Source organism: Roseibium sp. Sym1 (assembly GCF_027359675.1).
In the GTDB taxonomy this organism is placed as follows: Bacteria; Pseudomonadota; Alphaproteobacteria; order Rhizobiales; family Stappiaceae; genus Roseibium.
The window spans coordinates 2,983,777-2,996,212 of record NZ_CP114786.1 but is presented as its reverse complement, the minus strand read 5'-3'; the positions used below and the strand labels follow the sequence as shown (position 1 = coordinate 2,996,212).

Here is a 12,436-nt window from a genome sequence, read left to right as displayed (position 1 = left end):
TGGGAGCAAGAGATGAACATCACACGACGCCACATGTTCGGCCTGACGGCAGGCGCCGCCGCCGTTCTGGTCTTCAACCCGCAGCTTTCCTTCGCCGCCACGGACGAAACCGAAGCTGCCATCAAGGCCTTTACCGGCGGCGCGACGCCGGCGGAAGGCACCGTGTCCCTGGACACGCCGGAAATCGCCGAGAACGGCAACACCGTACCGGTCGGCGTCTCCGTCGAAAGCCCGATGACGGCAGACAACTACGTCGAGTCCGTGCTGATCCTGGCGGACGGCAACCCCAACCCGGCCGTTGCAACCTTCCACTTCACCGCCATGAGCGGCGTGGCCGATGCCAAGACCCGCATTCGTCTTGCCAAGACGCAGAACGTGATTGCCGTCGCCAAAATGAATGACGGTTCCACCTTCATCGACCGCAAGGAAGTCAAGGTCACCATCGGCGGCTGCGGCGGCTAAGCGACCGGAACAGGATACGAGGAAACAACCATGGCATCTCCAAAACCACGCGTGAAAGTGCCGAAAAAGGCCGCTCAGGGCGAAGTCATCACGATCAAGACCTTGATCAGCCACCCGATGGAGTCGGGTCAGCGCAAGGACAAGAAGACCGGCGAACTCATTCCGCGCCAGATCATCAACAAGTTCACCTGCGAGTTCAACGGCCAGGTCGTGTTCAGCTGCGACATGGACCCGGCCGTCTCGGCGAACCCCTACATGGAGTTCAACGCCAAGGTGAACGAGTCCGGCACGTTCAAGTTCACCTGGGTGGACGACGACGGCAGTGTCTACGAAACCGAGAACAAGATCACTGTTGAATAGGGTGCGGCAACGCAGCCGCGCAAATCGGGAGGAGACGATTTGGCCAAGAGATACAAAAGCATTGCCACCCTGTTCTCAGCACTGGTGTTGGGAACGGGTGCCGCGCAGGCCGGGGGGCCGGTCGACGAAAAACTGGTGATCGACGGGGAAATGGAAATCATGACCCGGGTCGCGCCACCGGAAGGACATCCGCTGGACGAGATCATTTCCGGCTGGCACTACCGCACGGACGAGACCCGTGCCCTTGAAGCAGACAGCTTCCAGAACCCCGGCATGCTCTACGTGGAGCGCGGCGAGGAAATCTGGAACACCGTGGAAGGCGACGCCGGCAAGTCCTGCGCCTCCTGTCACGAGGATGCACAGGGCTTCCTGAAAGGACTTGGCGCAAGCTATCCGAAATGGAACGAACAAGCCGGCAAGCCGTTCAACATCGAGCTGCAGATCGACCAGTGCCGCGAAAAGAACATGCAGGCAAAGCCCTACAAGTTCGATGCTGCCGACCAGAAGGCGCTCACCACCTATATCAAGCATCAGTCGCTTGGCATGCCGGTGGAAGTCGACCTGACGGAAGGCGACATGCAGGCCTGGTGGGACAAGGGCAAGGACCTCTACTACACCCGCACGGGTCAGTTGAACCTCGCCTGCGCCTCCTGTCACGAGGACTATAACGGCAACTACATCCGTGCCGACCACCTCAGCCAGGGCAATGTCAACGGCTTTCCGACCTACCGCCTGAAACAGTCGGCAATGGTCTCGCTGCACAACCGCTTCCGCGGCTGCATCCGGGACACGCGGGCGGAATTCCCGGCGGCCTTTTCCGACGACCTGATGGCGCTGGAGGTCTACGTGACCTGGCGCGGCTCGGGCCTCGGTGTGGAAACCCCGGCGGTACGCCAGTAGGCTGACCGCGACTTCTCCGGCGCGGCGGCAGCCGCTGCGCCGGATCTTTCGCCGCCCCGGCGGCAGATGAATTCTCAAACCCGCCTTCGGAAATAACGGAGGCGCACGGGTGATCGTGCGTCAGCGGGGATACTGTGCCTCAGGGTCGGACACCATTGTGTGCGCGTGGCCCCTCTAACTGGAGTGAGTTGGAATGTTCTCAAGACGTGAGTTCCTGATGGCGGCAACGGCGACGAGCGCCCTGCTCGGCTCCGGAATGGCCGGATCCTGGTCGCGGCTGATGGCGCAGCAGACCCTCACCGAGGATCAGCTGCTGGCCATCGAACCGACGGGACAGCTCACGCTGGTCCATATCACCGACATTCACGCCCAGCTGAAACCGCTCTATTTCCGCGAGCCCTCGATCAATCTCGGCATCGGCGACGTCAAGGGCAAGCCGCCCCATGTGACCGGCGCGGACTTCCTGAAACTCTATGACATCCAGCCGGGCTCGCCCGACGCCTATGCGCTGACCTCCGAGGACTTCGTCGCGCTTGCCGGGACCTACGGCAAGATGGGCGGCATGGACCGGGTCGCCACCGTAATCAAGCGCATCCGCGCCGAGCGCGGTGCCGACAACGTCCTGCTGCTTGACGGCGGCGACACCTGGCAGGGCAGCTACACCTCAAACAAGACCCTCGGCCAGGACATGATCACGGTCATGAACTCCCTCGAGCCGGACGCCATGACCGGCCACTGGGAATTCACCTACGGCACCGACCGCGTTCAGGAAGTGATCGACAGCCTGCCGTTTTCCTTCCTTGGCTCCAACATCTACGACAATGAATGGGACGAGCCGGCCTTCGAGGCCTGGAAGATGTTCGAGCGCGGCGGCGCCAAGGTCGCCGTGATCGGCCAGGCCTTCCCCTACACCCCGATCGCCAACCCGCGCTGGATGATCCCCGGCTGGTCCTTCGGGATCCGCGAGGAGGACATCGCCAAGCATGTCGAGGAAGCCCGCGGAGAAGGCGCCGAGGTGGTCGTGCTCCTGTCCCACAACGGCTTCGACGTCGACCGCAAGCTGGCCTCGCGTGTCGACGGCATCGACGTCGTCCTGACCGGCCACACCCACGACGCCCTGCCCGAACCCGTCATCGTCAACGACACGCTGGTGATCGCGTCGGGGTCCAACGGCAAGTTCGTCTCCCGGGTGGATCTGGATATCCGGGACGGCAAGGTCGCCGGCTATGCCTACCGCCTGATCCCGATCTTCTCCGACGTGATCACGCCGGATGCCGACATGGCCGCGCTCATCGACGAGGTGCGCGCGCCCTACGAAGCCGATCTCGCCCGCGTGCTCGGCAAGACGGAGAGCCTCCTCTACCGCCGCGGCAATTTCAACGGCACCTTCGACGACCTGATCTGCCAGGCCCTCCTGGAAGAGCGGGATGCCCAGATCGCGCTGTCGCCCGGCTTCCGCTGGGGGACCTCGTTGCTGCCCGGACAGGACATCACCTTCGAGGACCTGCACAACGCCTGCGCCATGACCTATCCGGCGGCCTACCGCTCGAACATGACCGGCCAAATGCTCAAGGACATCCTGGAAGACGTCGGCGACAACCTCTTCAACAAGGACCCCTATTACCAGCAGGGCGGCGACATGGTTCGCGTCGGCGGCATGGGCTACACGATCGACCCGGGCAAGGACATCGGCGAGCGCATTTCGGGCATGACCCTGCTCGCCACCGGCGAGGCCATCGATCCGGCCAGGGAGTATGTTGTCACCGGCTGGGCCTCGGTCAACGAAGCAACGGAAGGTCCGCCCGTCGACGAGGTCGTGGAAAACTACATCCTCAAGAATCCAGTCGTGAAGCTGCCGGACAACCAGTCCGTCAAGCTGGCCGGCTGACCAGACACCCAAGTGAAATCCTAAGGACACCCCCATGAGTGATACCAAGGGTTCCCCCCCGCAAAATCTCTCCCGCCGCTCCCTCCTCAAGGCGGGTCTGGCGGCCGGCGCCGTTGCCGGTTCCGCCGGTGCCGCAAAGGCCGCCGGCGACCCCCTGATCACCGAGGTCCAGGACTGGAACCGCTATCTCGGCGACGGCGTCCAGGCCCGGCCCTACGGCACGCCTTCCGAATTCGAGAGCAACGTCGTGCGCCGCGATGTGGAATGGCTGACCGCCTCGACCGAAAGCTCGGTCAACTTCACGCCGCTGCATGAACTCGACGGCATCCTCACGCCGAACGGGTTGTGCTTCGAGCGCCACCATGGCGGCATTGCCGAGATCAATCCCGCCGACCACCGGCTGATGATCAACGGCCTCGTCGACACGCCGCTGGTCTTCACCATGGAGGACCTGAAACGGTTCCCGCGGGAAAACCGGGTCTATTTCCTGGAATGCGCCGCCAATTCCGGCATGGAATGGCGCGGCTCGCAGCTCAATGGCTGCCAGTTCACCCACGGCATGGTCCACTGCGTGATGTATACCGGCGTGCCGCTGAAGCTGATCCTCGAAGAGGCCGGCATCAAGACCAATGCCAAGTGGGTGATGCCGGAAGGCGCGGATGCCTCGGCCATGACGCGCTCCATTCCGATGGAAAAGGCCCTCGACGACTGCCTGGTCGCCTTCAAGATGAACGGCGAGGCACTCCGGCCGGAACAGGGGTATCCGCTGCGCCTGGTCGTTCCCGGCTGGGAAGGCAACATGTGGGTCAAGTGGCTGCGCCGCCTCGAGGTCGGTGACCAACCCTGGCACCAGCGCGAGGAAACCTCCAAATACACCGACCTCCTGGAAACCGGGAAAGCACGCCGTTTCACCTGGGTGATGGATGCCAAGTCCGTCGTCACCAGTCCAAGCCCCCAGGCGCCGATCACCCACGGCAAGGGACCGCTGGTGATCTCCGGTGTTGCCTGGTCCGGAAACGGCCGCATCACCCGCGTGGATGTCTCGATCGATGGCGGCCGCAACTGGAAGACCGCCCGGATCGACGGCCCGAGCCTGCCCAAGGCGCTGCACCGGTTCTATCTCGACATCGACTGGGACGGCTCCGATCTTCTGATCCAGTCCCGCGCAATGGATGAGAACGGCTTCTACCAGCCGACCAAGAACGAGTTGCGTGCCGCCCGCGGCGAGAACTCGATCTATCACAACAACGGCATCCAGACCTGGTATGTCAAAGCAGACGGGACGGTGGAAAATGTCGAAGTTTCTTAAAGCACTGTGGCTGGGAACCGTCCTTGCCGCCCTGCCGGGCCTGGCCAGCGCCGGCGATGCCGCAAAGGGCGAAAGGGTCTTCAAGAAATGCGCCGCCTGCCATGCGGTCGGTGACGGCGCAAAGAACAAGGTCGGCCCGCAGCTGAACGAGGTTTTCGGCCGGACTGCCGGCTCGATCGACGGATACAAGTACTCCAAGGCGATGACTGCCGCAGGCGAAGAGGGTCTCGTCTGGGACGAAGCCACCATGGCCACGTACCTGGCGAAACCGCGTGACATGGTCAAGGGCACGCGCATGGCCTTTGCCGGTCTCCGGAAGCAGGAAGACCTGGACAACGTGATCGCCTATCTGGCGACTTTCTCAAGCGCGGCCCCTGCGCAACAGGACCAGAGCTCGGCCGAACCGTCCGCACCGGAAGAAACCGAAACGGCTGTGGCCGCGCCGGCGGCAGCCCCTGTGTCATCGACCCGTGACGGCGGCGTCTTCGGTCTCGGGCGCGAGGCCACGGCCGAAGAGGTCACTGCCTGGGACATCGACATCCGTCCGGACGGAACAGGTCTGCCTGTGGGATCCGGAACGGTCGCCGACGGTGAGCCGATCTACTCCGAAAACTGCGCGGTCTGCCACGGTGATTTCGGTGAAGGCGTCGGCCGTTGGCCCGTCCTGGCCGGTGGCCACGACACTTTGCGGGAAGACCGTCCCGAAAAGACCATCGGTTCCTACTGGCCGTATCTGTCGACCGTCTACGACTATGTCCGCCGGGCAATGCCCTACGGCAACGCGCGTTCCCTGTCCGATGACGAGGTCTACGCGCTGACGGCCTACCTGCTCTACCTCAATGACGTGGTCACCGACGAGGATTTCGAACTCTCCAACGAGAACTTCACCGAGATCCGGCTGCCCAACGAGGAAAACTTCATTGCAGACGACCGCGCGGAAGAGGAACATTACGCGCAGAAGGGTGACCCCTGCATGAGCGATTGCAAGGCAGACGCCGTGGAAATCACCATGCGCGCCCGCATTCTCGACGTGACGCCCGGCTCGGTCGATGACGACGAGGCAGCCGGCGTCGGAGGCGTCGACTGACACGGTTTTGCGGCCGGCAAAGCAAAAAGAACAGCGCCGGCCGCATGACACTGTCTCCGTGCGGCGGAGACGAACAGGGAGGGAATGATGAGACTGGTTTCAAGACTGGCAATGGCACTGTCCGTGGTGCTGACACTCGCCGGATCGGCTTTCGCCGACGAAGGCGTCCACAAACTTGCACTTCAGATCACCGACAACGACCCGCAGAAAATGAACACGGTGCTCAACGTGGCCGCCAATGTCGCGCGTCACTACACGGACATGGGCGAAGAGGTCGACATCAAGGTCGTCGCCTTCAACCAGGGTCTGCACATGTTCCGCTCCGACACCTCTCCGGTATCGGACCGGATGAAATCCTTTGCGCAGAGCATGCCGAATGTTACGTTCGAGGCCTGTAACAACACCCTTCAGGCCATGACGAAAAAAGCCGGCAAGGACATTGTGTTGCTGGAAGGTGTCGAGATCGTCCCGGCGGGTGCCGTTGCCCTGATGGAACTCGATGGAAACGGCTACACCATCTTGAGGCCCTGAGCGCTCAAGAAGACCTCCCGCGCAGGAAACTCACCCGCGCGGGAGTGACGGAAACGGGTTTGGGAGGACCCGGAATGGGACGGACGTTGGCAAGCAGGACTTTTCACGCGCACCGGCCAGGACCGATTATTCGGGCGCTTCCGTTCCTTCTGATGGTTATATTTTCAGGACTGGCCCTCACGGCACCGGCCCTTGCCCAGCAGGGCGACCCGGTGAAGGGTGAACAGGTTTTCCGGGCCTGCAAGTCCTGTCACCAGGTCGGCGCCGGAGCCCGCAACGGTGTCGGTCCGCATCTGGACGGTCTGTTCGGGCGCCAGGCCGGAACCATCGAAGGCTTCAAGTATTCCAGCGCCATGAAGACGCTTGGCCGGCAAGGCCTCGCCTGGAACGAATTCACGCTCGATCAGTACCTTGAAAAACCGCGTGCCTATGTCCCCGGCACGCGCATGTCCTATCTCGGCATGAAGGACGATCGGGACCGGGGAAACGTGATCGCCTATCTGAAGGCGTTGTCACGCGAAGCCCCGGCCGCCGATCCGACGACCGCCGGCGCGGAACGTCCGGAGATCGGCTCTGCCGCCATGCATATTACGGGTGACCCGGAATACGGCGAATACCTGGCCAGCGAATGCGTGACCTGCCATCAGGTTTCGGGCCGCGCCGACGGCATTCCCTCGATCATCGGATGGCCGAGGGAACCCTTCATCCGGGCGCTCTTCGAATACAAGACCAACGTCCGCAGCCATCAGGTCATGCAGAACATGACGGTCAATCTCGGCAACGAGGAAATAGCAGCACTGGCGGCTTACTTCGGCTCGCTCGACCCGCAGTAGAAACATTTGGAAAACCGGGCCGCCCGCTGCCCATAGGGAGGAAGGAAATGCCAAATCTGACACGCCGCACCTTCGGCCTGCTCGCCGGAGCAGGAGCCTCGACCCTGGCGATGCCCTACTACGCCCGGGCACAGGGAAAGCCCCGTGCCGTCGTCATCGGCGGTGGCGCCGGCGGGGCAACCGCCGCCCGCTACATGGCCAAGGACGCCGGCGAGGATCTCGACGTCACGCTGATCGAGGCCAATCCGAAATACACGACCTGCTTCTTCTCCAACCTTTATCTCGGCGGCTACCGGGATTTCAATTCCATCACCCACGGCTACGACACACTGGCCTCCAACTACGGCATCAGCATCGTCAACGGCATGGCCGACGCCGTCGACCGGGACGCCAGGGAAGTCGTCATGGCAGACGGCTCAAAGGTGCCCTATGACCGGCTGATCGTCGCGCCCGGCATCGATCTCATCTATGACAGTGTCGAAGGCTATTCGGAGGAAGCAGCGGAAATCATGCCGCACGCCTGGAAGGCCGGGCCACAGACGCAGCTCCTGAAGGCAAAGCTGGACGCCATCGAAAACGGCCAGCAGATCGTCATGGTCACGCCCCCGAACCCGTACCGCTGCCCGCCCGGACCCTATGAGCGGGCGTCGATGATGGCCCATGTCCTGAAGGAAAAGGGCTTCACCGATGCCAAGATCATCATCATCGATCCGAAGCCCAATTTTTCCAAGCAGGCACTCTTCACCGAAGGCTGGGAGAAGCACTATCCGGGCATGATCGAATGGTACGGACCGGATGTGCATGGCGGCATCCTCAGCGTCAGTGCGGACAGCGGAGAAGTCGAAACGGATTTCGACACCTTCAGGGGCGACCTGGTCAATGTCATCCCGGCCCAGAAGGCGGGCATGATCGCCGCCAGGACCGGTCTCACCAATGACACCGGCTTTTGCCCGATCGACCCGAAATCGATGCGGTCCGCGGCGGACGAGAACATCTTTGTCATCGGTGACGCCTCGATTGCCGGCGACATGCCCAAGTCCGGATTCTCGGCCAACAGCCAGGCGAAAGTTGCCGCCATGGCGGTCCGGGGCGACCTGGTCGGGTCCAAGGTGTTCCCGGCGAAATATTCCAACACCTGCTGGAGCCTGATCGAAACCAATGACGGCGTGAAGGTCGGTGCCCAATATGCCCCGACGGATGAAAAGATCGCGTCCACGTCGAAATTCATATCCCAGACCGGAGAGGATGCCGCCCTGCGACAGGCGACCTACGAGGAATCCGTCGGCTGGTACAAGGGCATCACCGCCGACATCTTCGGCGCGTGATCCGAACGCGCCGCCCGCGGCCGGCGTTTCCGGCCGCGGGAAAACGGGTTGCGTGCCGCAACCCCGTCTCCGCATCTTGCGCACATGGGGGCTGACAAGCCACGACACGCCTGATACTGGTCCGGCTTGGCCGCGGACCGGACGCTATGCCGCGTTCCGGCCACTGATACTCTGCTTCGATCGGCCCGCTCGTGACCAAAGTCTGCATCTTCACCTATTCGTACATGCACCGGCACCACACGATGGTGAATTTCCATATCGACAACATGTTCGACGGCAATTCCTGTGCCTGCGTGATTGATGAAAGGGAATTCAAATCCGTCGAACGGCCGCGCCTGGTTCGCGACGAGATCCGGCGCGGCCTCTACGACGCTGTGGTGGGTCCGGTCATCAAGGTGTCCAACAAACTCCGCAAGCTGCCGGCCTACAGCATTTTCGGAAGTGAACGAAAAGCGATCCTGGACTTTCTCGACCGCGAAAAACCCGATGTGATTCTCTGTGAGTTCGGCTGCATCGGCGTGGATGTCGCGGAGGCCATCGGCGACCGCGGCCTGCCGATCTTCACCTATTACAGAGGTTATGACGCTACGATGCGTGTCCGGTCCAAGCGCCAGCGGAACCTCACCCACAGAGCGTTCAGGAAGATGACCGGCGTCTTTTTCGTCTCCGACTACCTGCGCCGCAATCTGGCCCATTACGGTCTGGAGCATCCCAACAGCCATGTCTTTCCAAGCGGCGTGAACACAGACAGGTTCACCCCCTCCACCAAGAAAAAATTGTCCTTCATTGCAGTCGGGCGCCTTATCGAAAAGAAACGGCCGGATCTGACGGTCGAGGCTTTCTGCAAGGAAGCGAAAGGCTTTCCGGACGCAACGCTCAATGTTCTGGGTGGGGGCCCGATGCTGGAGGCCTGCCGGGAGATCGTTCGCCGGGAAGGCATGGAGAACCAGGTTACGCTGCACACCGAGCAGCCGCATGAAAACGTGCTGAAATATCTGCGCGAGGCGGAATTCTTCCTGCAGCATTCGGTGACCAGCCCCGGCGGCGACGCGGAAGGTGCGCCGACCTCAATCCAGGAAGCATTGGCCTGCGGCTGTACCGTGATCGCCACACGCCATGCAGGCATTCCCGACCTGATCGAGGAAGGCAAGACCGGATTTCTGGTCGATGAAATGGACCTGGACGGTTACCGCGCCCTGATCCGCTCGGCGCTCTCCGGCGAGATCAATGCCCCTGAAGTCGCCGCCGCCGCGCGGGACTTTGCGGTTGCCAATCTCGACAACCGCCGCCTGATCAAGCGGGTGGAAGCGGTTCTGGAAAGCGCCGTCCGGACCTGAGCCGAACGGACCTGACCGGGACCGGTCTCAGCCGAAGGCCTTGTTGCGGAACAGCGCACAGATCCGCCTGTGGCTGACATTCATCAGTTCGAAGTTCCGCGACAGGAGAAAGTTGGTCACCGGCACGAGCGTGCTTGCCGCCGCCTTTCCGCGCTCGAAGCCAAGGTCGGCCGAGATGTACTCGATGTCCTTGAGCGCGTCGCCTGCCCCTTCGAGGATTTCCGGTTCGGCGCCCTCCGCCTCGAGCTTGAGCAGTTTCACGTTGCCTCTAACGAAACTCTCGATCCGCTTGGTCTGGACGGTGATCTTCTCATCATATTCCGCCGGTTCGATCAGGCTGGAATCCGCCCCCTGAGAGCTGACATAGAAAGTCAGCTCGTCATCCGCATTCCACAGTCCGACATTGTGCACGGTATGCGGAGCAACATTCTGCCGCGTGCAGTCGTATTCGACCGGGCTCGGTTCGAAACCGACATAGTTGACGGCAAGGCCCTTGTGTCTGAACCACAGCATCAGGTCACCGAGATTGGCGCCGCAATCGAAGACCGTGTCGCCGTCCTTGAAATCGATGCTGTCCAGAAAATAGGCCTGCCCGAGATTCTCCGCCCGCGCCACAAATCCTTCCGAATAGGCCAGGTGTCCCTGTTTTTCGTGGCGGAACACATAGGTCAACCCGGGCATGTCATTGTCGGTCACCGCGTATCTGTGCCCGTCCCAGGACGCTCTCGCCGCGACACCGAGCATGCCGGCCTTCCTGTTGAACAGGTCCGCATAGTTGTTGCCGGTTGACCTGAGCAAGGCCTTCCTGCACCGCTTCACCCGGCGCTTCCTGATCTTTTCGATAAACTTCAAGGTCATTCCAGTCTCATTGTGCCCGGTCAGCGCCGTTTCCAGAACCGCAGTTTTTTCGCGGCCCGGCTCCAGACAGATTTCTTCTTCTTTTTCTTGCCCTGAAAGCCGAAGCCGATCTTGACGTTTTCCTTCACCGGGAAGTCACGGTGGGTCAGGTATTCACGGATCACCGACTTGTAGAGCCGGTTCTTGACCTCGGCCTTGAGGTTCAGGAATTCCTGAACCACTTCCACATCGAGGAACGGATAGCGCGCTTCCATTCCAAAGGAGCCGGCAACCATCTCCTCCTTGGCCAGATAAGCCGCCTGCGTGCTGCCGAAGAAGGACGACCAGGGGAAACGGCCGAGCAGATTGTTCGGGAACTTGCCGCCGAAGTTGCTGTGCGCGAAGAATTTCTGGCCGTCGAAGCCGTAGTCGGAAACAATCTCATCCGCCCCGCTGCCGGACAGATACACCAGCGCGCCTGCCTCCTTTGCGCGGCCGCAGACGCCAGCCAGGATCAGCGCGGCCTTGTCCTTGTGCACGCTCTTGCCGACCTCGACCCGTTCACCGCTGTCATTGATGATGAAATAGGGCTGGTCCTCGACATTGTCGTCAAGCCACTGGCGCAGTTCCTCGACATTGAGGTCCTTGTCGGGAAGGGTAATCGCCTCGTTTCCCGATGCCCTTACGGCGGCCAGCCGGCCGGCCACAACATCCGGGTCCTCGCGCCCCTCGACGGTGACGCTCATGAATTCCTTGCCCTGGGCGATCAGCGAGGCCGCGATCGCGCCGCTGTCATAGCCGCTGGACAGTCCGACAAAAGCCCGTCCCTTCATGTGCCTGACCCGCTTGGCGACCGCGCGGTCGAAAGCATCGAACCAGCCGGACATGTCCGTCCTGAACTGGGCCAGATTGAACGTGTAGATCTCGCGTTCCAGGATCCGGGTCCGGTCCAGGCTGTATTCGACGGCACGGTTCGGCTTCAGCGGCCGGACCTCGTCAAAACCGAGCACCAGCAGGGCATCGCGATAGCTGGCAAAGCCGAACTCATCCCCCTTGGCACCGAAGAACATCGGTTTGGTGCCGAAGCAATCGCGTGCGACATGCACGACCTTTTCGCGAAAATCCACGATAACGATGGCATACTCGCCGTCGAGGTCCTTGAAACAGTCCGCGCCCTTATCCTTGTAGAGATCGTACAGGTAGCGCGCTTCGCTCGCATAGCTCTCCGGGCAGCTGTAGATCTCGCCGTTGAACATGACGACCACGTCCTCGGTATCGGCGACATAGGGCTGGCCGACATAGTCCCCGCGCATGGACAGAAGGTTGTGGCAGAAGAAACAGCCTTCGATCGTATGGCTCTGGGTGAAGTCCGGACCGCGCAGCGCCATGATCCGGTTGAACTCGGTCGTCGTCGGCTGGATGGTCGAAAAAACGAAGCTACACATTCTGGTCCGTGGTCTTGGCGGGCCGCTCGCGGCCCTTGTCGGAGCGCCAGTCGCCTTAGTGTGCCTTTCGGCTCGGAAATGCAAGGCTGAAGTCGCATTTAAGCCCCTCGAACCCGCCTGAC

The 12,436-nt window shown here is 61.8% G+C and carries 12 protein-coding genes; 10 read left to right on the top strand and 2 right to left on the bottom strand.

Going from position 1 to position 12,436, the window contains the following annotated elements:
- Nucleotides 1-12: 12 nt before the first annotated feature.
- The 10 genes from soxY to O6760_RS13565 all read left to right on the top strand — a co-directional run bounded on the left by soxY (nucleotide 13) and on the right by O6760_RS13565 (nucleotide 10,032).
- On the top strand, nucleotides 13-462 hold the full coding sequence (soxY, locus tag O6760_RS13610) for a thiosulfate oxidation carrier protein SoxY (RefSeq protein WP_269585901.1): 450 nt from the start codon (nucleotides 13-15) through the stop codon (nucleotides 460-462).
- Between the two features lie 30 nt (nucleotides 463-492).
- On the top strand, nucleotides 493-822 hold the full coding sequence (soxZ, locus tag O6760_RS13605) for a thiosulfate oxidation carrier complex protein SoxZ (protein ID WP_269585900.1): 330 nt from the start codon (nucleotides 493-495) through the stop codon (nucleotides 820-822).
- Nucleotides 823-861: 39 nt separating this feature from the next.
- Nucleotides 862-1,722, top strand: a complete 861-nt coding sequence (soxA, locus tag O6760_RS13600) for a sulfur oxidation c-type cytochrome SoxA (protein ID WP_269585899.1) — start codon at nucleotides 862-864, stop codon at nucleotides 1,720-1,722.
- 193 nt (nucleotides 1,723-1,915) lie between these two features.
- The gene (gene soxB / locus O6760_RS13595) at nucleotides 1,916-3,610 is read left to right on the top strand and encodes a thiosulfohydrolase SoxB (RefSeq protein WP_269585898.1); all 1,695 of its coding nucleotides are present in this window, start codon (nucleotides 1,916-1,918) and stop codon (nucleotides 3,608-3,610) included.
- A 34-nt stretch (nucleotides 3,611-3,644) separates the two neighbouring features.
- A complete protein-coding gene (gene soxC / locus O6760_RS13590; RefSeq protein WP_269585897.1) occupies nucleotides 3,645-4,919 on the top strand; it encodes a sulfite dehydrogenase in 1,275 nt (424 codons plus the stop codon).
- Nucleotides 4,903-6,006 (top strand): c-type cytochrome, encoded by a 1,104-nt coding sequence (locus O6760_RS13585; RefSeq protein ID WP_269585896.1) that lies wholly within the window; start codon nucleotides 4,903-4,905, stop codon nucleotides 6,004-6,006. The genes soxC and O6760_RS13585 overlap by 17 nt, the downstream gene beginning before the upstream one ends.
- An 84-nt stretch (nucleotides 6,007-6,090) precedes the next feature.
- Nucleotides 6,091-6,537 (top strand): DsrE family protein, encoded by a 447-nt coding sequence (locus O6760_RS13580; RefSeq protein ID WP_269585895.1) that lies wholly within the window; start codon nucleotides 6,091-6,093, stop codon nucleotides 6,535-6,537.
- Nucleotides 6,538-6,689: 152 nt separating this feature from the next.
- On the top strand, nucleotides 6,690-7,370 hold the full coding sequence (locus O6760_RS13575) for a c-type cytochrome (RefSeq protein WP_269585894.1): 681 nt from the start codon (nucleotides 6,690-6,692) through the stop codon (nucleotides 7,368-7,370).
- 47 nt (nucleotides 7,371-7,417) lie between these two features.
- Nucleotides 7,418-8,695: an NAD(P)/FAD-dependent oxidoreductase gene (locus tag O6760_RS13570; RefSeq protein WP_269585893.1), complete on the top strand. Its 1,278-nt coding sequence runs from the start codon at nucleotides 7,418-7,420 to the stop codon at nucleotides 8,693-8,695.
- Nucleotides 8,696-8,886: 191 nt separating this feature from the next.
- Complete coding sequence (locus tag O6760_RS13565; protein ID WP_269585892.1) at nucleotides 8,887-10,032, top strand: glycosyltransferase; 1,146 nt, start codon at nucleotides 8,887-8,889, stop codon at nucleotides 10,030-10,032.
- 27 nt (nucleotides 10,033-10,059) lie between these two features.
- Here O6760_RS13565 and O6760_RS13560 read toward each other — a convergent pair whose 3' ends face one another.
- A complete protein-coding gene (locus O6760_RS13560; RefSeq protein WP_269585891.1) occupies nucleotides 10,060-10,890 on the bottom strand; it encodes an FkbM family methyltransferase in 831 nt (276 codons plus the stop codon).
- A gap of 20 nt (nucleotides 10,891-10,910) precedes the next feature.
- Nucleotides 10,911-12,314, bottom strand: a complete 1,404-nt coding sequence (locus O6760_RS13555) for an asparagine synthase-related protein (RefSeq protein ID WP_269585890.1) — start codon at nucleotides 12,312-12,314, stop codon at nucleotides 10,911-10,913.
- Between the last annotated feature and the right edge of the window lie 122 nt (nucleotides 12,315-12,436).

Coding starts and splice junctions, on each gene's coding strand:
- O6760_RS13560 (WP_269585891.1), bottom strand. CDS start 10,890: ATGACCTTGAAGTTTATCGAAAAGATCAGGAAGCGCCGGGTGAAGCGG.
- O6760_RS13580 (WP_269585895.1), top strand. CDS start 6,091: ATGATGAGACTGGTTTCAAGACTGGCAATGGCACTGTCCGTGGTGCTG.
- O6760_RS13575 (WP_269585894.1), top strand. CDS start 6,690: ATGGTTATATTTTCAGGACTGGCCCTCACGGCACCGGCCCTTGCCCAG.
- soxC (WP_269585897.1), top strand. CDS start 3,645: ATGAGTGATACCAAGGGTTCCCCCCCGCAAAATCTCTCCCGCCGCTCC.
- O6760_RS13585 (WP_269585896.1), top strand. CDS start 4,903: ATGTCGAAGTTTCTTAAAGCACTGTGGCTGGGAACCGTCCTTGCCGCC.
- soxB (WP_269585898.1), top strand. CDS start 1,916: ATGTTCTCAAGACGTGAGTTCCTGATGGCGGCAACGGCGACGAGCGCC.
- O6760_RS13570 (WP_269585893.1), top strand. CDS start 7,418: ATGCCAAATCTGACACGCCGCACCTTCGGCCTGCTCGCCGGAGCAGGA.
- soxZ (WP_269585900.1), top strand. CDS start 493: ATGGCATCTCCAAAACCACGCGTGAAAGTGCCGAAAAAGGCCGCTCAG.
- O6760_RS13555 (WP_269585890.1), bottom strand. CDS start 12,314: ATGTGTAGCTTCGTTTTTTCGACCATCCAGCCGACGACGACCGAGTTC.
- soxY (WP_269585901.1), top strand. CDS start 13: ATGAACATCACACGACGCCACATGTTCGGCCTGACGGCAGGCGCCGCC.